We start from the raw sequence: 20,959 nt of genomic DNA, 5'->3' as shown, positions 1-20,959 counted from the left end.
GAATCCGATGCGCTGGCGGAAACTGTCACGATCGGACCGAAAAGTGCGAAGCGGTCTGGATAATCCAACGCGGCGGGAAAATACCGGCGCTAACTCGCCTGCTTCTCCTGCACTTCGTCGAGGTCGTGATTCGGGCAGGCCGTGCAGGTCCAGCGCCGGCCGAGGTCTTGCACTTGGGCTTCAAGGCATTCGACGTCGAGCCGTATCGCGGCGCCGCCCGAAAAGGTGAGGGTGACTTGTCCGGCCGGCCCGTCCGTCTCCTTGAACGTGACGCTGAGCAGCATCAGCCTCTGCGCCGGGTTCTGTTGCGAAAAGCCGGTGCGCGTAACTTTCAGCACGCGCTCGAAATGGAAGCCGGTCTCGCAACGCTCCTTCTTGCCCTCGGCTTCAGCGATCCAGTCGAAGCGGGCGGCGACCGCCGCGAAACGCTTGGAGCGCGGCAGATAGGTCATGTCACCGACGGTGACGAGCGAATCCTGCAGATGCGCGGACATGATCGCGAGGTCTTCGCCATCCAAGGCGATCAGACGCAGCGGGGCCGTCATGGCACAATTCCTCCTTCAGGGCGCTGGAGGGCATGTGAGGGCCCGGATCGCGAAGATCAAGGCCGTAGCATTGCTTAGTTCGACCCCGCGATGCGCTCGACGACCGCGCCGCAGCGGCCGAGCTTCTGCTCCAGCCGTTCGAAGCCGCGGTCGAGATGATAGACACGATTGACGAGCGTCTCGCCGCGCGCCGCCAGCGCCGCAATGACGAGCGAAACGGAAGCGCGCAAATCCGTTGCCATGACCGGCGCGCCCTGCAATTCTTTCACGCCTTTCACATAGGCCACATCGCCATCGAGCCGGATTTGAGCGCCGAGCCGGGCAAGCTCCTGCACGTGCATGAAGCGATTTTCGAAGATCGTCTCGGTAATGCGCGAATCGCCCTTGGCTTTCGTCATCAGCGCCATGAACTGCGCCTGCAAGTCGGTCGGAAAGCCGGGGAAGGGGGCGGTTTCGACATCGACCGGCGCAATCCCGGCGCCATTGCGGCGCACCCGGATGCCGCGATTGTTGACGGTGATCGCGGCACCGGCCTGGCTGAGGACGTCGAGCGCCGCACTGAGATGATCGGGCGAGGCGCGTTCGAGCAGCACATCGCCGCCGGCCATGGCAACCGCGATGGCATAAGTGCCGGCCTCGATCCGGTCCGGCACGACGGAATGCGATGCGCCCGACAGCGCGCCGACCCCCTCGATCTCCATCGTCGATTGGCCGATGCCCTTGATTTTGGCGCCCATTTTGACGAGGCAGGCGGCAACGTCCGCGACTTCCGGCTCGCAGGCGGCATTGGTGATGAGCGTATGGCCCTTGGCCAGCGACGCCGCCATCAAGGCGGTATGGGTGCCGCCGACCGTGACTTTCGGAAAATGGATTTCCGCGCCGACGAGGCCGTGCTTGGCGGTGGCACGAACATAGCCGGATTCGATCTCGATCTCGGCGCCGAGCTTTTCCAGCACCATGATGAGCAGATCGACCGGCCTCGTGCCGATGGCGCAGCCGCCGGGAAGCGAGACGCGCGCCTCGCCCATCCGCGCGACGAGCGGCGCGATGACCCAAAAGCTTGCACGCATCTTGGCGACGAGATCATAGGGCGCCGTCGTATCGACGATATCATGCGCGGTGAGATGCAGCGTGCGGCTGGCGTGCGGCTCATCGCCCGGACGGCGGCCGTCAACGCTATAGTCGATGCCGTGATGGCTCAGAATCTGCAGCAACATGCCGACGTCGGCGACGCGCGGGATATTTTCGAGCGTCAGCGTTTCGCGCGTCAGCATCGACGCGATCATCAGCGGCAGGGCGGCATTTTTGGCGCCGGAAATCGCGATCGTCCCCTCAAGCGCGTGTCCGCCCACGATCCGGATGCGATCCATCAGCCCCCCTCTCAAGCCTCAGCCGGCGGCTTCGGCCCTGAATTCACCGTCGCTTCGGCCGTCGCGGCGCGTGCGCGCGTCTGCGCCTTGCGGCGCCGCAGATTGTCCCGCAGCGCCTCGGCAAGCCGCACCCGCTCTGAGGCTTTTTCAGGGCGTGGCGCTTGTGGCTGGTCATCGGCCTTGTTCATCGATGCTTTTCCCGCGCGCCTGTGGCGCAAAGGTCTCGCGAAATGATAAATCCGGAAAACTTTCCAGAGGCTTGCCGATCATTCGGCTGGGCGATTTTTTAAGCTAGCGCGGCGCCGTTGCGGAAACTACGGCTTCTCTCCGGTTCCAAGAGAGATCGGGCGCGCTTGTTGCGTCGGTGCAACGAAATGCCGGGAAAACCAAGCTGAAAGGTCCGATTTTTTGGTGCCGGCGCCCGTCGCGGCAAAACGGCGGCCAATCGCACGTGTGAAAGAATTTTGTTTGTCCTTTGAAAGAGTTCGTGAAATTTCGCCAAGCATCACACCGAAGCACATTCGCACGCTTGAAATCTCTCTGCGAGGAGCCGTCATCGCCGCGGCTCCATGATGTTCGCCGCCTGTTGACGACGGCTTCGAATCGCTGATTCACCGCGAGGCCTCTGTTAGATTGAGGCGTGAGCCAACCTCTGCCTTTTGCACCGAATAAGCCTTTCCTCGGCGTTTTGCGTTCTGCGCTCGGCCGCCCGTGGCGCGCACGGCTCGATGCGGCGGGCCAGGCGCGCGCGCTCGCCATCTCTCAGGCTCACGGCCTGTCCGATCTCCTGGCGCGGGTGCTCGCCGGGCGGGGCGTTGGGCTCGACGAGGCGACAGCCTATCTTGATCCCACTCTGCGCCGGCTGCTGCCGGACCCGTCCTGCCTTGCCGACATGGACGCGGCCGCAGCGCGGTTGGCGGCGGCGATCAGAGCCGGGGAGACCGTCGCCATTTTCGGCGATTATGATGTCGATGGCGCTGCCTCGGCGGCCCTCATCGGCGATTTTCTCACCGCCGCGGGCACATCGCATCGGATTCATATTCCGGATCGCATCTTCGAGGGCTATGGCCCCAATGTGCAAGCCATCACCGCCTTAGCCGAGGCGGACGCGACGCTGCTCGTCTGCGTCGATTGCGGCACGACAAGCCATGCGCCGCTCGCCGAGGCGCGCCGGCTCGGCCTCGATGTGATCGTGCTCGACCATCACCAGGCGCCCGAACGTCTGCCGCCAGCGCTCGTCGTCAATCCGAACCGGCAAGACGATCTGTCCGGCCTCGGTCAGCTTTGCGCCGCAGGCGTCGTTTTCCTGGCTCTGATCGCTACCAATCGCCTTTTGCGCGCGGCGAATTTTTGGAGCGCGGCGCGGCCGGAGCCCGATTTGCTCATCGGCCTCGATCTTGTCGCACTGGCGACAATCGCCGATGTCGCGCCTTTGACGGGGCTGAACCGCGCTCTCGTAACCAAGGGCCTCGCGCTGATGCGCGCGCGGGGGCGGCCCGGATTGGCGGCGCTGCTCGATGTCGCCGGCGCCGGCGGCCCCCCGACAGCGCATCACCTTGGCTTTCTCATCGGCCCGCGCATCAATGCGGGCGGCCGCATCGGCGATGCGGCGCTGGGCGCGAAACTGCTCGCAAGCCGCGATCCGGTCGCCGCACGCCAGATCGCCGAGGATCTGAACCGCCTCAACCGTGAGCGCCAGACCGTCGAGGCGGCGACGCTCGAAATCGCCGTCGCCGAGGCGGAGGCTGCGGCCGAGCGCGCCGGCGTGGGTGCCGCGATCGTCGTTGCCGGCGACGGCTGGCATCCGGGCGTCGTCGGCCTCGTCGCGGCGCGGCTCAAGGAACGGTTTCGCCGTCCGGCTTTCGCCATCGCTTTCCAAGGCGAGGCCGGCACCGGCTCCGGCCGCTCGATTCCCGGCGTCGATCTCGGCCGGATCGTCCGCCAGGCGGTCGAGGCCGGTCTTCTGATCAAGGGTGGCGGCCATGCGATGGCGGCGGGGATCACGCTCGAACGCAGCCAACTCGGCGCCTTCGCGGCCTATGTCGAAGCCGAACTGGACCAGGCGGTGGCCGCGGCCTTGGCGTCGGAGGCTTTGCTGGTCGATGCCTCGCTCAGCGCCGCCGGCGCGGGGCTCGAACTCTATGCCGCGCTGGAAAAGGCCGGCCCCTTCGGGGCCGGCAATCCGGAGCCCGTCTTTGCCTTTCCGGCGCACCGGCTCATCGATGTCATGCCTCTCGGCGAGGGCCATCTGCGCTGGCGGGCCAAGGCGGCCGATGGCGCCGGCCTCGAAGGAATTCTCTTCCGCGCCGCGCAGGAGCCGCTCGGCCTGGCTCTCTCAGCCGCCCGGGGGCAGCCGGTTCATCTTGCCGGACAGCTTGTCTGCAACCGCTGGAACGGCCGCGAGCGGATCGAAGTGCGGCTCATCGACCTCGCGCCGGCCGAGCCGGGCGGTGCGGCGGGATAACCCGCTGCGGCGCCGTCTACGCGGCTTGCCATGACCGGCCATGCTCTCTATACCTCGCCGCGTCCCCGCATCAGCCCACGCGCCCATCGTCTAGCGGTCCAGGACGTTGCCCTTTCACGGCAAAAACAGGGGTTCGAGTCCCCTTGGGCGCGCCAATTAAATCAATCGCTTAGGATTTGATCAAAACGCAACCGCCACCGCGTGCGGAAATTATACGGAAAAGATGTTCAAGAGCGACGCCGCGCGCACGCGAATAATCACGCGAATAATAATGAATGGTAGTGTCGTACCAATTGGCCGCCCGAAATTCGGCACAAGCCTCGTTTGAGCCGGTGAGAAAAAGCAGCTGGCGCTGGCCACCTCGACAGTTCCTCACGTCGTTTCAGAAATTTTCATTTCGCCGGAAAACTTCTTGAACCCTTTGCGGCGTGATTTCGCGCGGCAGGTTATGTGGTGCACGGCCCCTCGGCCTTCCAACGATCTTTGCGCGGCACTTCTTAGTCGCAATGGTCGGTGGGTAGGCATCGTCAGCTAGTGATCCTGACTCCCGAGTCTTTTCGATCTTAGCTAAAGATCGGCCTCGGTGAGAAAGCTCAAGGTCAGGCATTTTCGTCTCCCGCCTTCGCGAGTGCCCGGAGCACGTTCCGGTGTTTCATCATGATCCTGCGGGCACCACCGAGCTGCTCACGAAATTCTCGCTCCGAATCTAAGTCAAATACATACCTCGAAGGCGACGGATTGCGCTCGAGGTTGCCGCCCGGGAATTTCCGGAGGCGGTCGGCGAGGGCGGGACGTTTTCTTCTATCAGGCATGATCTTCGCTCGATGCTCGCAATTATATCGACGAATCTACAGGAGAGCCTTCATGCGTGATCAATTAAACGGCTCCGCCGTATGCCGCGTTGAGTCGGGCGATCAATTGACGCTTTGCTTGTTGCCCAGGTGCTATGCGGCTAACTTGGCGGCAGGCGTAAGAGGATAGTCCGCCTCAACAAGCGAGCACACGAATGCCGTGAGCGTAGAATTCGTGACGGCTCCATTAGCTGTAAAATCAGCCGGGTTCCAACAGCGTCGTGCCGTTAAAGAGCTTGTGCGGTGATGAAGGCGATCAGGCTTCGATAGGCAGGGCGACTTTCAGTCGACTTTCTATCAGGGCTTGGCAGGCAACCGCTGCAAGGTCGGCGGCTGAAGCCTTGCGCGTTATCAGTGCCATCACAATGGCACCATCCATAATGAGGCCAAGCGTATGAGCGGTTTGTTCCGGGTCGGAAATGTCTGCTTCCGCGCAAAGGCTTATAATGCGATTGGAAACGATAGTCTTGTGAGCGATGGCGAGCCGTCGCATCTGATCATTAGCCTTATCGGACTCGGCCACGGCGTTAATGAAGGGGCAACCGAAAAAGTCCGCCCTCTGAAACCATCTCTTTAGCGACGGACCCAATCGTTCGAGGCGGTCAAGGGCACTGCCGCCAGGTCCGTCGATTTCACCAAGGAACCAGTCGCGCCACTCCTGGCCTTCTCGATCGAGAACCGCTTCGACGAGGCCTTCTTTCGATCCGAAAAGCTTGTAGAGCGTGGTCTTCGCCGTGCCCGCACTATCAATAATGCTATCGACGCCTACAGAGTTCACGCCGTAACGGCAAAAGAGCTTACGTGCGCTCTGCAGCAGCCGCTCTCGCGGTGGAAGCGTCTCGGTTTTCGTTACTCGGTCTAAAGTGTCGGTGGTCATTACACATATTGAACTTCAAAAAATGAATCGTGGCAACTCATCCTACCGACGGTTCTGTTGCCTTAAGATTGTGCGATGCACATAAAACGGGCCACGAAAGCTCGCCGAGCGGGCACCTCCACTAGGCCTGCATTTTCGCGCCCGTAAAGACCTTAATTGTGCGGCTGGTCCGACTAAGCATCTGTAAATTCTCGTAGTTTCTTATTGACCATACAAATTGTAGAAATAATATAAATTAGTTGGCACGCGGCATGCAAAGGACAGAACGGTCTGTAGTCATCCGTCTAGAGAGGATCCATGAACAAAGCCGTTGTTTCAACCGCTCTCACAGGGTGCCTTGCACCCGACGAGGCGCCCGCCTCAACGTCATGTCTTGAACCGATCGATAAAAACGGTCTCGAGCAGCTTATCGCGCAAGGAAGAGCGAACCCAGCCGCGATCAAGACGCTGAAATGCAAGACAGTCGCGGAGGGCCGGTTTCGGCATCTCAACTTCGTGCGCAACTTGCCGGCCTACGTGGTCGACGAGCCGCCGGGGCTTCTTGGCGACGACACGGCGCCGAATCCCTCGGAAGCTTCTCTGGCGGCGCTTGGCTCCTGCCTCGCGGTAGGCATTCACGCCAACGCCGTGGCTCGCGGCATCAACGTCTTCACGCTCGAAATCGAGCTTGAAGGTGATCTCAACATCACCGCCGTCTGGGGCACGGGCGACGTGTCGGAGAAGCCGGTCGGCTTCACGGACGTGCGGGCCAAAGTGACCTTCGAAGCGGATCGTCCGCGCACGGAGCTTGAGGCTCTCGTCGCCCACGCGCGCCTGTGGTCACCGGTTGCGAACACCTTCTCGCGTCCGGTCAACCTCGAAGTCTCCTTGGCCTGACCGCAATCCAAATCCCGGGGAGAAGCCATGATGAATGCGCGGACACAATTGGCGAATGAAGGGCCGACAAGAGCAGGCATCGGCGCTCTTGAATCCGTTCGCGCATTCGCAGATCGAGAATTGCCGAAGCTTGTGCGGAAGATCGACGGCGAGGGTTACTACCCTGAGGGTGTGCTGCGCGAACTTGGCCAGCTCGGCGCCTATTCACAGCACCTTCCGGGGTACAGCACAATCATTGATCTCAATGCCGCGGTCGACGCGATGTCTGCCGTCGCCGAGCACTGCGTTTCGTCGGCCTTTTGCATGTGGTGCCAGGATGCGCTCGCCTGGTACATTTTCGCGTCCGACAACGAAGAGTTGAAACGGGATGTGGGATTTCGGATCGCGCAAGGTGACGTCCTTGGCGGGACCGGCCTTTCAAATCCGATGAAGGCCTTCTGCGACATAGAGCCGATGCGCCTTAAAGGGGCTGAGGCCCCCGGCGGCTATATCGTCAAGGGCGTCCTTCCCTACGTCTCAAATCTTGGAACCGCACATTATTTCGGCGCCGTCTTCGAAGTGACCTCGCCCGGAGGGGCGACGCGAAATGTGATGGCTATTGTGCCCTGCGCGGCGCCAGGATTGTCGCTGGTTGAGACAGCCAAGTTCGCGGCGCTCGACGGCACAGGAACATTCGTTGTTCAGATGCGCGATGTTTTCGTACCTCGTGCCTGGATTCTGGCCGATCCGATCGACGATTATCTCAAGAAGATTCGTGCCGGTTTTATTCTGTTGCAGAGTGGTATGGCCTTCGGTCTTGCCCGCGATTGCATCCGTTTGATGGAGCAGACGCGCCCAGCGCTCGGTCATGTCAACAAATTCCTCGACGAGCAGCCCGAGGAGTTGGCTGAGCAGCTGGACCACATCCAGTCGCAAGCCGCCGCGCTCGCCGCGACTCCATTTGAAGAAGACCTTGAGTACTGGCGGGCGGTACTGCGCGCGCGTCTGTCTGCAGGCGAAGCCTCTATGAAGGCGGCGCACGGTGCCATGCTGCATTGCGGCGCGCGTGGCTATGTTGCGAGCGCCGCCGCGCAACGACGGCTTCGCGAAGCTTACTTCGTCGCCATCGTCACGCCGGCGACCAAGCAATTGCGCAAGATGATTGCAGACTTAGCAACTGACTAAGCAGAGGCGTGCGCCGCGGGCGAGGAAAGATCGTAGTGACGACTCGAAACGGAATGAAGAGGCGAAACATTGGCGCGCACATCTCAGTGCGCGACCTCTGTCACAGGTATCGCCGCCACGAAGAGCTCGCTCTGAGCGGTATCAGTTTTGAAATCAAGCCCTGTGAGTCCATCGCGCTTGTTGGCCGCTCAGGGTGTGGCAAGTCCACTTTACTTCACATTTTGGCCGGCCTTATGAGCCCGACGTCCGGTAGCGTGCGAATCGACGGTGCCCTCGTCTCGGGGCCGTCGCCCGATCGAATCGTGATGTTTCAGCAACCGCATCTTCTTCCCTGGATGTCTGTCGCTCAAAACGTCGGCTTAGGGTTGAAATTCGCTGGCGAGGCGCGGCACGAGCGAGACGAGAAAGTGAAAGAACTTCTTCGCCTTGTTGATCTCGATGGCTTTGGAGCGCGCAACGTGCAGGAGCTTTCAGGTGGCCAGCAGCAGCGTGTTGCGCTTGCGCGCTCGCTCGCCACTCATCCCGAAGTGCTCTTACTCGACGAGCCATTTTCGGCGCTCGATCCGGTTACGCGGCGCAGCTTGCAGCGAGACGTGCGTCGCATCGCTTTGGACGGTGGGATCACACTTGTCGTCGTGACGCACGATATCGCCGAGGCAGTCGCCATGGCCGATCGCGCTTTCATTATGGCTCCCAATCCGGGTCGTCTCGCCGAGATCCTCAAGTTCGATGCTGACCTCTTAGCCGGCACCGATCGCGAGCGAGAAATGTTCGTGAGCGCGAAGGCTCAGTTGGAATCGGCGTTCGAGCGCACCTACGGCCGCGGGTCGGCCGCCGCGGCGGATTAATTTCGCTCTCCGAAAAGAGGAATTTAGATGTGTGAACATTGCGGCATCCGATTGTCTCATGGCGCTTTCGGGCGAAGCGCCCGCGGGGTCAACCGTCGTCAGGCCCTTGATATTCTTGCGGCCGGCGGTCTTGCTGCTTTTGGCGCTTCGCTGGGCGGCTTCAATTCGGCCGCGCGTGCCGCCGATGATGAGGTCGTTCGTATCGGCTATTTGCCTATCACGGACGCGACGGCGCTGCTCGTCGCGCATGGGATGGGATTCTTCAAAGACGAGGGTCTCGAGGCCGAACGCCCGACGTTGATTCGTGGCTGGCCGCCGCTCGTCGAGGCTTTTGCCGCCGGCAAATTCAATCTCGTGCATCTGCTCAACCCGATCCCGATATGGATGCGCTACAACAACCATTATCCCGTGAAGCTCATGGCATGGGCGCACACAAACGGTTCGAGCGTCGTCGTTGGTCAAGCGAGCGGGATCAATTCCTTCGCAGACTTCGGCGGCAAGCAGGTCGCAGTACCATTCTGGTATTCGATGCATAATATCGTGCTGCAATATGCACTGCGACACTCGGGCATCAAGCCAGTTATCCAATCGCAAGGCCAGTCTCTCGCGCCTCACGAGTGTAATCTGCAAGTTATGGCGCCGCCGGAAATGCCGGCCGCACTCGCTGCGAAGAAGATCGACGGTTACATCGTTGCAGAGCCTTTTGACGCCTTGGGCGAGCTGAAGGCCGGTGGACGTATTCTTCGCTTTACCGGCGACATCTGGAAAAACCATCCTTGTTGCGTCGTCTGCATGCATGAGGAGGTCGTCGAAAAGAAAAAAGAGTGGTCACAAAAGGTCATCAACGCGCTCGTCCGCGCTGAGGTCTATGCCGCAACTCACAAAAAGGACGTGGCGCAATTTTTGTCTGCTCAGGGAGAGCATTATCTCCCGCTGTCCGCCCCGGTCATCGAGCGCGCCATGACCGACTACGATGCGTCCATCTACGGAAAAGATGGTGCGATCAAGCATCCGCAATGGGGGCTAGGTCGGATCGATTTTCAACCGTGGCCCTATCCGTCGGCGACGGAAATGATGGTCTCGGCCATGAACGAAACGCTCGTTGGCGGCGACACGACGTTCTTAACAAAGCTCGATCCGAAGTTCGTCTCCCACGACCTCGTAAACTACGAGTTCGTTCGCAATGCCATGAGCAAGTATCCGCAAGGGCAGGAGTCAACGTCCGACCCCTTCTCACGCACGGAGGTTCTTTCGCTATGAGCATTGAGATCGTGGCGACGAATGTGCCCGCGGACAATATCGAGCAGCTGCGCCGGCGCAGTGTGGATCCCGGGGTGCTATCGGCATTGCGAAACATTGGGCTCAGCGCTCTGGGAACAGGTGTCATGCTTGCTCTCTGGTGGCTCGGAGGGTGGATCGTTGCCTCTAATCCGGCCACAGCCAATTTCTCGGGTTTTGCACCGGCTCCCACGTTCGTTCGTTTGTGGAGAATGATCGAGAGCGGCGAAGCCGTGCAAATGAGCCTGCCGAGCCTCGGCCGCATTTTCTGCGGGCTTATCTGGGCGATTGCCTTCGGCGTCCCGATTGGGATCGCAATCGGGCGATACCACGCTCTTCGCGCAGCCAGCACAATTCCGTTTCAGTTCCTGCGTATGATATCGCCGCTTGCATGGATGCCGATCGCAGTCATGGCCTTCGCGACCTGGGACCATGCCATCATTTTCCTCGTCGCTGTCGCCGCGGTCTGGCCAATTCTCTTCTCAACCGCGCATGGATTTCGCCGCATCGACCCCGCCTGGTTCAAGGTCGCTCGCAATCTAGGTGCGAGGCCCTGGCATCTGCTTCTCAGCATCATCTTGCCGGCGATCGCCCAGGATACGTTAAGTGGGATTCGGCTAGCGGTCGGCGTCGCTTGGATCGTGCTGGTTCCAGCAGAATTCCTGGGCGTTACGTCTGGTCTTGGCTACGCAATCAATGATGCGCGCGATTCACTCGAATATGACCGCCTCGCAGCAACCGTGGTCGTGATCGGCTTCATTGGCTTCCTGTTGGACAGCCTCTGCCAATGGGCAATCCGCAGCGTCAGTTGGGTCCGCGAGGAGTAGCTACGAATCCGGCAATAGTTCATTTCATATAGGAGAACCACTATGAAGCGTGCCGATCTGACCGAAAAGCTTCTCGACATCAAACGCGAGAAGGGTTGGACCTGGAAATATATCTGCGATGAAATCGGTGGCTTCTCACCCGTTCTGATCACCGGCGCAATCCTCGGGCAGATGAAACTGACAAAACCGCAATGCGCGGAGGCAGCCAAGCTCTTCGGTCTCTCGAAAGCTGAAGAGGCAATGCTGAATGAAGTACCAATGCGCGGCACAACGATGCCTCCAACCGATCCCCTGATCTACCGGTTCTATGAACTGGTTTTGGTCAACGGTCCGGCCTGGAAAGCGCTGATTGAGGAAGAGTTCGGCGATGGAATCATGTCCGCGATTGACTTTGATATGACGATTGAGCGCCAGCCAGACCCAAAAGGCGATCGCGTCAGGATCGGCATGAACGGCAAGTTTCTTCCGTTCAAATATTACGGCGCGACGGGCAACAACGCGCCCTCCGGCCTGAAGGAAGAATAAAGCTTAAACAGCATTTAGCATGGGGGCTAAGATGAGACGTTTGATTGGTATCGCTTGGGCGACGAGCGTGATCCTTGGGTCGTGCGTGCAAGCCGAGGCGACCAGTGTTTTACCGCCGGGCATCACGGTGGGACTCCCGGCAGGAAAACCATTGCCCGAAGGCGTCTACTTCACCGATACGACCGGCTTCGGCCACCGCAGCGATACGGTCGGTGACAATGGGTTTTCGCTTCCGGTTTTGACTTGGGCGACTCCTCTGCAGTTTTACGATACGCGGCTGCAATTGGTCCTTGCTCAACCCGTCGCTTGGACGACGGGCACACCATCAAATGTCGCCTTTGCGAATAGTACACTCCTTGCGGCGCAGCTGGCGCACGACTTCGGGGGCGGTTGGGGAGTCAGCTATTTGGGCGGCTATCGCGTGGCTATGCCGTATCATAAAGCGTTCACCACGGACTCCTATGAGCAACGCTTTGCGGTGAGTTATACTGCCGGCGGTTATGATCTGACCGCGAATCTGATCAATGGTATATTCGGTGATCACGCGACGTATCCCGACTGGCTCAATCTCGACCTTACCGCGACGAAACAGTTCGGGAATGTCGAGGCCGGGTTCATCGCCTACGGTTCGTCCGACATCTCGAGTCCGACGCCAACCTATAAACGGCTGCGTCAATTCGCAGTCGGCGGGCTCATGGGATACAACTTCGGATTATTCAAACTGCAGGCCTTTGTCTCTCGCGACGTCGCGGAGCGCAACTACGGCGGATACGACACGCGGGGATGGCTGCGCCTTAGCCTCCCATTCCCGGGTTATCGGGCGCAGGCCGCCGCGCTCGCACCGCTTCCCGCAAAATATTGAAAGCCGCATCGCTGCCGCGCTCATCGGGAAGCGCGCCGGGCAGCTTAGCAGACGTAGTGAGACAAAACATGTCAGATGAAGCTCTTGTGGCCGCGGTCCGCCAAGTGAGCGCGCTCGAGACTGGGTCTTATCGGGCCCCGTCGGTTGAGTGCTTCTTTGATGAGGCGACCGCGACGGCGACCTATATCGTCTATGATCCTGAGACGCGCGCTACCGCGGTCATCGATAGCGTACTTAATTTCGATCATGCGGCCGCACGCATCAGTTTTGAATCTGCGGATGTGATTGTTTCACATGTCCGCGCGCGTGGCCTGATCGTTCATTGGCTTTTGGAGACCCATGCCCATGCCGATCATCTTTCCGCGGCGCCCCTTTTAAAATCGAAACTCGGCGGCCGGATTGCAATCGGACAAGAAATTATTCGTGTGCAAGAAGAGTTCGGCAAGATCTTCAATGCTGGAACGGAGTTCGCCCGCGACGGCTCTGAATTCGATCGACTCTTCAAAGATGGGGAGGCATTTTCAGTTGGCAACATACCTGCGATCTCGCTGCACGTCCCGGGCCACACCCCTTCCGATGTGGCCTATATTATTGGTGATGCGGCATTTGTAGGTGATACGCTATTTATGCCTGACTGCGGAACGGCTCGCGCCGACTTTCCCGGCGGGGATCCGGCTCGACTGTTTGAGTCGATACGGAGACTGCTGTCTTTGCCAGATCAAACAAGAATATTCGTGTGCCATGACTATAAGGCAGCCGGTCGCGGATACGCCTGGGAAACCACCGCCGGAGCGGAACGAGCCAGCAACATCCACGTGCGTGATGGAATCAGCGAAGAAGAGTTTGTTGCACTCAGACGTGCAAAAGACGCCACTCTTCAAATGCCGAAATTAATTCTTCCGTCTATTCAGATAAATATGCGCGGCGGGAATCTGCCATTAGAGGAAAACAACGGCGTTCGGTATCTGAAGATCCCGCTGAATGCCATTTGATATTGATTCGATGCGAACTCCTGGCGTCGAGCATGCGACCTTACGTTGCCAGAAGGCCGATTTTACATGAACTTTCGCCGCTCACTCTCCACCCACGAAACTCTAGAGGTTTCATCGATGAAGCCCCTTACGGAAGCGGAATGCGGTGCGTCAGAGCTCGACTGTTATTTTGCCTCGGAATGCCTTGATGGCCGACTTTAATTCGATTGCTGGCGTCCTGTCAGGGTGCGCCGTTGGGTTCTCATTGGGCCTCATCGGTGGGGGCGGGTCCGTTTTGGCGACGCCTTTACTGTTATATGTCGTTGGCGCGCAGCCACACGTCGCTATTGGGACGAGCGCGTTTGCGGTATCCGTGAATGCTTACGTTGGATTTTTAAGTCATGCGCGAGCCCGCACCGTGCGCTGGCGTGCTGCTGTCCTCTTTGCCTCGATCGGCATTATTGGAGCCACATTTGGTTCTTCACTAGGGAAAGCACTCGACGGTCGCCGTCTAATCACGCTCTTCGCCGTCGCTATGGTTGGCGTCGGCGTTGGCATGCTGCGTATCGGAAAGCGACAAGACGCGCAGACCTGCCGGCAGGAAGAGAAAGCGGGGGGCGCCGTAGATCTTCGGGTGGCGAGCCTGGCATTCTTGACAGGCTTCGCCGCAGGATTTTTTGGAATTGGCGGCGGAATATTTGTGGTTCCCGCGCTAATGCTTGCCACTGGCATGGAAATGGTGAACGCGGTCGGTTCTTCATTGCTTGCGGTTGGAACACTTGGCCTTACGACCGCAATTAACTACGCGGCTTCCGGGATGATCGACTGGAAACTCGCACTTGAATTTATTGCCGGGGGCTTGGTGGGCGCGTTTTCGGGTATGAGAGTCGCAGTCCATCTTGGTGCGAACAAAGCAGCGCTGCGAAGAGTGTTCGCCGCGGTGATCCTCGTAGTGGCAGGTTATGTAATATTCCGGTCTCATGTTGAGAGCCTCGCAACTGCACACGTTCGTTCGTCAATGTCAAAGTCGAAGTATTGAAGTAACTAACTATGCGCGAGTCGACGGGTGATCTCCTTCCGCGTTTCCACGCAAAAAGCGGGCACTGTCACTATCCTGCGTTACGACAGCGGTGATCCTAGGGCACTTCAGGCAATGATCCTGACCTGGGTTACCCTAGCGGTCATGACGATGTCTTCGGAACGAAGCAATCAAATCAATCTCTACCTTCGCCAAAGGGAGAGAAAAAAGGCCTTCACCGATCTGCTGCCAGGCAGTTATGTGCGCTTCTAGGAGTAGGCGATTGTCGTGGTATGGCCGGGATGGGCCGGAAGCCGACCGGCTGCTTTGGGAGATTACGCGCCGAAAGGAGAAGTCCCATCGAAGATATTACAGACTCCAAGAGCTCTCCAACTCTTCGCGGTCACGCGTGGACGCCAGCGTCAATGGCGTCGATATAGTCCATAACATCGCGGACGCGACCGACTTGGACAAGGTCGCGCGCGGTTTTACCCGAAAGGCTCAGTAATGCTTTGGCAGCGTACCAAGCGTGTGCCTCCTCGGAAGACGCAAACCGATCCTTGATCCGTTCCATGATTGCGGCTTCCGCTAAAGCGGCACTATTTTTACCCTTCGCCATTCCGTCGATTATAAGCTTCGATCGCCTTTAGTCTCTTTTGTCGTTGCCGAACTCTTTTTGAACATCGACGGGAAAGAGATCGATGCCACCGACGAAGAGATCGTAACCACCTGGGCGGCCAGCGGGATGTCAGAAACTGATCTCGCCGACTGGCTCAGAATACATCAAGTAGGCTTGGGCGCAGTGCGGTGAGCTAGTCGTCGGGATGACATTGGCATTTCCGAGCCGAACCGCTTGGTGCTTGCCGGAACGAAAGCGGTAGTGACCGTATTCTTAATTGGTCACTTGTTGCCAATGCGAGGTCGGGTTGCTATCTTGGCGATTATGCGACAGGAAAACTATACCACAGGGGAGATGGGGCCAGTTGACCGCCAGCGGGGGCCGGTTGAGCACGAGCGTCGGGAGCAGATTATCGCTGCGGCCGGCGAGCATTTCCGTCATTATGGCTACGAAAAGACGACCGTCTCGGATCTCGCAAAAGCCATCGGGTTTTCAAAAGCTTACATCTATAAATTCTTCGATTCGAAGCAGGCGATCGGTGCCGCCATTTGCAACATGGTTCTCACCGAAATCTCCGGCGCCGCGGAAGCGATTGTCGCAGAGGACAAATCGGCATCCGAGAAGTTACGCCGCATTTTCAAGGTGATAGCTCACCGCAGCGGCGATATGTTTTTCCATGAACGCAAGATGCACGACCTTGCCGCAACAAGTCTCAAGGAGGGGTGGTCCTCGACCTGTCATTATAAAGAACGGCTTTTCGCGATTGCCCTCGCCGTCCTTCGTGAGGGAAGGGAGAGCGGCGAGTTTGAGCGCAAAACGCCGCTGGACGAGACCGCGCGCGCCGTCATGCTGGCTCTGGATTGCGTCACGCATCCCGCGGTTCTGCTGACGCGGTTGGATACCTTGGAGGAGGATGCCGGCCTTTTAGCCAATCTGGTGCTGCGAAGCCTCTCGCCGTGAAGTCGCAGAAAGATTGCCGTGACTAGTTGACAAAATGGTCACCAGCAAACAAGTGTTGCTCTGCATTCACGGAGCACGCCCATGTCTCGGAGGTTACTCGTCCCACTCGTCGTCTTCGCTGGTTTCGGCCTGTCGGCCTGCAAACCGGAGGCGGTCGCGGACCCAAGACTGGCGGACAGGGTTGTGGAGGTGACCTCTGTGCAACTGGCCGAAGGGGGCAGCCTCAGGTTTACCGGCGTGGTCGCAGCGCGTGTGCAGAGCGATCTAGGATTTCGTGTCTCGGGGAAGATCATCCAGAGGCTCGTCGATACCGGACAGACGGTGAAAGCCGGTCAACCCTTGATGCGGATAGATCCTGTCGACCTAGGACTTGCGATTTCCGCACAGGCGCAGCAGGTCGCGGCCGCAAGAGCACGTGCGTTGCAGGCAGGCGCCGACGAGGTTCGCTACCGCAAACTGACGAGCGAAGGTTGGGTGTCGCAACAGGCCTATGAGCAAGTCAAGGCCGCCGCTGATAGTGCAACAGCGTTGTTGTCCGCAGCGGAAGCGCAAGAGCGCGAAGCGCAAAACCGGGGCGACTACGCGCTGCTGTACGCGGACGCCGATGGCACGGTGACGGAGACTTTGGCCGAGCCGGGGCAGGTGGTCGCGCAAGGCCAGACGGTCGTTCGCCTGGCACATGCTGGTCCGCGTGAAGCTTCGATTGATCTACCCGAGACGATTCGTCCAAGAATCGGTTCGCACGCACAAGCCCTGCTTTATGGAAATTCCACAATCTTCCAAGCGCGGCTGCGGCAGCTCTCCGACGCCGCGGACCCGAGAACGCGGACCTATGAAGCCCGCTACGTGCTTGAGGGCGCGGGCGCGAAAGCGCCCCTCGGCGCAACGGTGACTTTGACATTGCCGGATGATACCGCAACCGCCGGACTCGAAGTACCAATTGGTGCGATCGACGACGAAGGCCGCGGTTCCGGGGTCTGGTTAGTTAATGAAGCGGCGTCGAGAGTCGTCTTTCATCCTGTCAACGTCGTGCAGTTCGGTGCGCAAACCGCGCGCATCACGGGGGGCGTACATAATGACGATCTGATCGTTGCAGTCGGCGGACATTTCCTACATGAGGGCGAACATGTCCGAATCGCCGACGGAAAGGCGGCGATGCAATGAGCGGTTTCAATCTTTCCGCGCTTGCCGTCCGCGAGCGCAGCATTACGCTTTTTCTGATCATCGCGATCTCTCTCGCGGGTGTTTTCGCCTATCTCAATCTGGGGCGGGCGGAGGATCCGACGTTTACAGTGAAGGTTCTCACTGTGACGGCTGCGTGGCCGGGTGCCACAGCGCAGGAGATGCAAGACCTCGTCGCCGATCCATTGGAAAAGCGCTTGCAGGAATTGCGCTGGTACGACCACGTCGATACGTTCACACGCCCTGGCCTCGCATTCATGACATTGCGTTTGCTCGATCGGACACCGCCGGCGGATGTGCCAGAGCAATTCTACCAAGCTCGCAAGAAACTCGGCGACGAAGCACCGAATTTGCCGCTTGGCACCCTCGGGCCGTTCGTCAACGATGAATATTCCGATGTCGTGTTCGCCGTCTATTCAATCGAGGGGGACGGATTGCCCGATCGGCTTCTGTCCCGGCAGGCGGAGATGGTACGCGAACGGCTGCTGCATGTGCCGGGCGTCGCGAAGGTGGATATCGTCGGAGAACGGCCCGAGAAAATATTCGTCAACTTCTCTTATGCGAGACTGGCGACGCTGGGCATCAGCCCGAGCGATGTCTTCGCCGCGCTTCAGCGGGAGAACGCGGTGACCGCCGCGGGCTCGATCGACACGAAAGGGCCCCAGGTCTACATCCGTATCGACGGCGAGTTGAACGACCTCGAAAAGATTCGCGATACCCCGATCGCAGCAGGCGGACACCTCCTAAGATTGGCGGACGTTGCCGACGTTGAGCGCGGATACGAAGATCCGCCGACTTTTCTGGTGCGCCACAATGGACATTCCGCGCTTGTCCTAGATGTGGTCATGCAAGTTGGCTGGAACGGCCTCAAGCTCGGCGCCGCGCTCCATGACGCCGAAAAGAGCGTGAGCGCCGATCTGCCGCTTGGCGTTCAGCTGACAAAAATAACCGATCAGACGGACAACATCCAGGAAGCCGTTGGCGAGTTCATGGAAAAGTTTTTTATGGCTCTTGGCGTCGTCATGGTCGTTTGCCTGATCAGCCTTGGCTGGCGGGTAGGCATTGTCGTTGCCGCCGCCGTGCCTTTGACGCTAGCGGCGGTGCTTGTCGTTCTCCTCGTGACAGGACGTTTTTTTGATCGCGTCACGCTCGGCGCATTGATTATTGCGCTCGGCCTGCTTGTGGACGATGCGATCATCGCGATTGAGATCATGGTCGTGAAACTGGAGGAGGGACTCGACCGCATCTCCGCGGCCTCGTATGCCTGGACGCATTCGGCGGCTCCGATGCTGGCCGGCACGCTCGTAACCGTTATCGGGTTCACGCCGGTGGGATTCGCCAAGTCGAGTGCCGGCGAATATGCCGGAAATATCTTTTGGGTCGTCGGCTATGCCTTGATAATATCGTGGCTCGTCGCCGTTATTTTTACACCCTATCTGGGCGTCGTGCTTTTGCCCGATATCAAGAAGGAGGAAAGCGCGCACGACCATATTTACCGGACGCCGATTTACAATCGGTTTCGTCAACTGGTCTCCTGGGCCGTCGACCACAAGTTCATTGTCGCGGGGATCGTCGTATTGCTGTTTGTTGCCTCATTTGTCGGGATGAGTCAGGTGCGACAACAGTTCTTTCCATCCTCCGATCGCCGCGAGGTTCTTGCTGAAGTGCAGATGCCGGAAGGAACCAGTATCGAAACCACGGCCGCTGTCACGGCGCGGGTGGAGAACTGGCTCCTCAAACAGCCGGAGTCGAGAGAGATCACAAGTTACATTGGTGGCGGCGCGCCGCGAATCTGGCTTGCCTACAACCCGGAGCTGCCGGACCCGTCCTTTGCCAAGATCATGGTTCTGACGCCGAGCTGGCAGGCGCGCGATCGATTGATCCTGCGTCTGCGCCAAAGGATCGCCGAAGGACTGGCACCCGAGGCAAGACTGAGGGCGACCGAATTCGTATTCGGTCCCTATTCGCACTTTCCAGTCGAGTTTCGCGTCATGGGTCCGGACGTGGATGTGGTACGCCGCATCGCGGACAAAGTGGAATCAATCATGCGTAACAACCCCAATACCCGCGATGTGAATTCAGACTGGGGCGAGCGCGTTCCGGCGGTTCGCTTCGTTCTGGATCAAGGGCGGCTGCAATTACTCGGCTTGACGCCTGAGGAAGTCGCGCAACGGCTTCAGGTGCTTCTGACAGGCCAGACAATCACGCAAATTAGGGAAGATATCCGGACGGTCGATCTTGTGGCGCGAAGCAAGGGCAACGCGCGGCTCGACCCGGCGCAACTTGCCGACCTGACGATCACCAACAGGGACGGAGCTATTATTCCGGTCAGTCAGCTCAGCCGCCTCGCCATCGAGTCCGAATATCCGATATTGCGCCGCCGCGACCGCATCCCCACGATCACGCTACAGAGCGATATCGACGATCGATTGCAGCCGCCGCAGGTGACGGGCGAGGTCTGGACGGCACTGAAGCCTTTGATCGCGTCGCTACCCAAGGGTTATCATATCGAGATTGGCGGCAACGCGGAGGAATCGGCGAAAGCCAACGCGGCTCTTGCACCAGTTTTCCCCGTCATGCTGCTTTTGACGATGTTTGTTCTGGTGGTTCAGGTCCGGAGTCTATCTTCCATGATCATGGTGTTGCTGACGGCACCGCTGGGATTGATCGGCCTCGTGCCGGCGCTGCTTATTTTTCACCAGCCGTTCGGTTTCAACGGCATCCTCGGACTTATCGGACTGTCGGGCATTTTGATGAGAAATACGCTCATACTGATCGGCCAGATCCATACCAATCAATCGGAGGGCCTCGATCCCTATCACGCCGTGGTCGAAGCCACCGTGCAGCGTGCCCGGCCAGTGATCCTGACGGCGTTGGCCGCCGTCCTTGCATTCTCGCCGCTTACGCAGTCTGTTTTCTGGGGATCGCTCGCCTACACCCTGATTGGCGGCACGGCGGCGGGGACACTGCTCGTGCTCGTATTCCTGCCCGCCCTTTACGCGATTTGGTTCAAGATAAGACCGGAGAAAAAGGCCCGGTCTCAAAAAGAGGGCATAAGCACCCTGAGGCGGGATACCACTCCGGCGCGCGAGCTCGAGGAAGCTTAACACGCTACGATATCTTTTTGAGAATGTTCATGGCGAATATAAAATTCGCCAGCGTTGCGCCTATCGTTAGTCACGGACGTGAGGAAGAATCCTTGCCACCGCGGGCCGTAGAAGCCCGGCTTTGCGATCCGGTATATTGCTCTCCCAATTTTGTAGAGCCTCAAGAACCGGAGCCAACGCGTCGCCTTTGGCCGTCAGCGCGTACTCATAACGGGGGGGGGGACCTGATAGAGGCGGGATTCGATTATGCCACGCTTTTCCAGTGACTTAATGCGAGCGGACAAGGTTGTGGGAGCAACTCCCTCAAGGCTCCTTTCAAGATCTTGGAATCGCTGAGGCCCTCCCTGGAACATGTCTCGAAGAATCAGCAAGCTCCACTTCCCGTCGACGATGTCGAGAGTTCGGGCTACGGGGCAATTCTGCGAATATCCCTCTTTCATTGCCAGAAAATAGTCGTCGATTCTAAAAAGAACAACTGACTTAATCGCGAATAGCGACTCCAATAAACATAGCTACGCCTCTATCGGAGACTGCAAAGAATTGCAGGAACTCTCTGATGGGCATCAGACGACGCGTAGCAGCCGTGGCGGTATGTAGGAAAATTCAAAGCCCCGC

19 protein-coding genes, 1 tRNA gene and 1 pseudogene are annotated in these 20,959 nt (G+C 59.0%); 14 read left to right on the top strand and 7 right to left on the bottom strand.

What is annotated here, in order from left to right; translation table 11 throughout:
- Positions 1-89: 89 nt before the first annotated feature.
- The 4 genes from Q0025_RS13035 to Q0025_RS13020 all read right to left on the bottom strand — a co-directional run bounded on the left by Q0025_RS13035 (position 90) and on the right by Q0025_RS13020 (position 2,472).
- On the bottom strand, positions 90-545 hold the full coding sequence (locus Q0025_RS13035; protein ID WP_297299823.1) for a DUF2948 family protein: 456 nt from the start codon (positions 543-545) through the stop codon (positions 90-92).
- A 74-nt stretch (positions 546-619) separates the two neighbouring features.
- Complete coding sequence (gene murA, locus Q0025_RS13030) at positions 620-1,915, bottom strand: UDP-N-acetylglucosamine 1-carboxyvinyltransferase (protein ID WP_297299821.1); 1,296 nt, start codon at positions 1,913-1,915, stop codon at positions 620-622.
- Between the two features lie 11 nt (positions 1,916-1,926).
- On the bottom strand, positions 1,927-2,103 hold the full coding sequence (locus Q0025_RS13025; protein WP_297299820.1) for a hypothetical protein: 177 nt from the start codon (positions 2,101-2,103) through the stop codon (positions 1,927-1,929).
- Between the two features lie 126 nt (positions 2,104-2,229).
- The gene (locus Q0025_RS13020; RefSeq protein ID WP_297299818.1) at positions 2,230-2,472 is read right to left on the bottom strand and encodes a hypothetical protein; all 243 of its coding nucleotides are present in this window, start codon (positions 2,470-2,472) and stop codon (positions 2,230-2,232) included.
- Between the two features lie 83 nt (positions 2,473-2,555).
- Here Q0025_RS13020 and recJ point away from each other — a divergent pair, with 83 nt between their 5' ends.
- Complete coding sequence (gene recJ, locus Q0025_RS13015; protein ID WP_297299814.1) at positions 2,556-4,379, top strand: single-stranded-DNA-specific exonuclease RecJ; 1,824 nt, start codon at positions 2,556-2,558, stop codon at positions 4,377-4,379.
- A 79-nt stretch (positions 4,380-4,458) separates the two neighbouring features.
- A tRNA-Glu gene (locus Q0025_RS13010) sits at positions 4,459-4,534 on the top strand.
- Positions 4,535-5,486: 952 nt separating this feature from the next.
- Here the strand turns inward: Q0025_RS13010 and Q0025_RS13005 are convergent.
- Positions 5,487-6,107, bottom strand: coding sequence for a TetR/AcrR family transcriptional regulator (locus tag Q0025_RS13005; protein WP_297299813.1), 621 nt, complete (start codon positions 6,105-6,107; stop codon positions 5,487-5,489).
- Positions 6,108-6,404: 297 nt separating this feature from the next.
- On the opposite strand from Q0025_RS13005, the gene Q0025_RS13000 reads away from it, so the two are divergent.
- From Q0025_RS13000 to Q0025_RS12960, 9 genes are all read left to right on the top strand, one after another.
- Positions 6,405-6,983: an OsmC family protein gene (locus Q0025_RS13000; RefSeq protein ID WP_297299811.1), complete on the top strand. Its 579-nt coding sequence runs from the start codon at positions 6,405-6,407 to the stop codon at positions 6,981-6,983.
- A gap of 27 nt (positions 6,984-7,010) precedes the next feature.
- Positions 7,011-8,147: an acyl-CoA dehydrogenase family protein gene (locus Q0025_RS12995; protein WP_297299809.1), complete on the top strand. Its 1,137-nt coding sequence runs from the start codon at positions 7,011-7,013 to the stop codon at positions 8,145-8,147.
- Positions 8,148-8,200: 53 nt separating this feature from the next.
- Positions 8,201-8,995: an ABC transporter ATP-binding protein gene (locus tag Q0025_RS12990; RefSeq protein WP_297299807.1), complete on the top strand. Its 795-nt coding sequence runs from the start codon at positions 8,201-8,203 to the stop codon at positions 8,993-8,995.
- A 27-nt stretch (positions 8,996-9,022) separates the two neighbouring features.
- Positions 9,023-10,255 (top strand): ABC transporter substrate-binding protein, encoded by a 1,233-nt coding sequence (locus Q0025_RS12985; protein ID WP_297299805.1) that lies wholly within the window; start codon positions 9,023-9,025, stop codon positions 10,253-10,255.
- On the top strand, positions 10,252-11,100 hold the full coding sequence (locus Q0025_RS12980; RefSeq protein WP_297299803.1) for an ABC transporter permease: 849 nt from the start codon (positions 10,252-10,254) through the stop codon (positions 11,098-11,100). The genes Q0025_RS12985 and Q0025_RS12980 overlap by 4 nt, the downstream gene beginning before the upstream one ends.
- A 42-nt stretch (positions 11,101-11,142) precedes the next feature.
- Complete coding sequence (gene cynS, locus Q0025_RS12975; protein WP_297299801.1) at positions 11,143-11,625, top strand: cyanase; 483 nt, start codon at positions 11,143-11,145, stop codon at positions 11,623-11,625.
- Between the two features lie 31 nt (positions 11,626-11,656).
- On the top strand, positions 11,657-12,487 hold the full coding sequence (locus Q0025_RS12970) for a transporter (RefSeq protein ID WP_297299799.1): 831 nt from the start codon (positions 11,657-11,659) through the stop codon (positions 12,485-12,487).
- Between the two features lie 68 nt (positions 12,488-12,555).
- Entirely contained in the window at positions 12,556-13,479 is a 924-nt protein-coding gene (locus Q0025_RS12965; RefSeq protein ID WP_297299796.1) for an MBL fold metallo-hydrolase, read from the top strand.
- Between the two features lie 187 nt (positions 13,480-13,666).
- Entirely contained in the window at positions 13,667-14,497 is an 831-nt protein-coding gene (locus Q0025_RS12960; protein ID WP_297299794.1) for a sulfite exporter TauE/SafE family protein, read from the top strand.
- A 382-nt stretch (positions 14,498-14,879) separates the two neighbouring features.
- On the opposite strand, the gene Q0025_RS12955 is transcribed toward Q0025_RS12960, so the two are convergent.
- Entirely contained in the window at positions 14,880-15,095 is a 216-nt protein-coding gene (locus Q0025_RS12955) for an antitoxin Xre/MbcA/ParS toxin-binding domain-containing protein (RefSeq protein ID WP_297299792.1), read from the bottom strand.
- Positions 15,096-15,332: 237 nt separating this feature from the next.
- Here Q0025_RS12955 and Q0025_RS12950 point away from each other — a divergent pair, with 237 nt between their 5' ends.
- The 3 genes from Q0025_RS12950 to Q0025_RS12940 all read left to right on the top strand — a co-directional run bounded on the left by Q0025_RS12950 (position 15,333) and on the right by Q0025_RS12940 (position 20,344).
- Positions 15,333-16,055 carry a TetR/AcrR family transcriptional regulator gene (locus Q0025_RS12950; RefSeq protein WP_297299825.1) on the top strand — a complete coding sequence of 241 codons (723 nt, stop codon included), beginning with the start codon at positions 15,333-15,335 and terminating at the stop codon, positions 16,053-16,055.
- Positions 16,056-16,253: 198 nt separating this feature from the next.
- Positions 16,254-17,219, top strand: a complete 966-nt coding sequence (locus Q0025_RS12945; protein ID WP_297299791.1) for an efflux RND transporter periplasmic adaptor subunit — start codon at positions 16,254-16,256, stop codon at positions 17,217-17,219.
- Positions 17,216-20,344, top strand: coding sequence for an efflux RND transporter permease subunit (locus Q0025_RS12940; RefSeq protein WP_297299789.1), 3,129 nt, complete (start codon positions 17,216-17,218; stop codon positions 20,342-20,344). Before Q0025_RS12945 ends, Q0025_RS12940 begins: the two co-directional genes overlap by 4 nt.
- Before the next feature lie 66 nt (positions 20,345-20,410).
- Here Q0025_RS12940 and Q0025_RS12935 read toward each other — a convergent pair.
- Positions 20,411-20,784, bottom strand: a pseudogene (locus Q0025_RS12935) (helix-turn-helix domain-containing protein).
- Positions 20,785-20,959: the final 175 nt, after the last annotated feature.

Source organism: uncultured Methylovirgula sp. (genome assembly GCF_947646745.1).
Classification (GTDB): Bacteria; Pseudomonadota; Alphaproteobacteria; order Rhizobiales; family Beijerinckiaceae; genus Methylovirgula.
The sequence above is the reverse complement of the archived record's forward strand: the minus strand, read 5'-3'. Positions and strand labels throughout refer to the sequence as shown.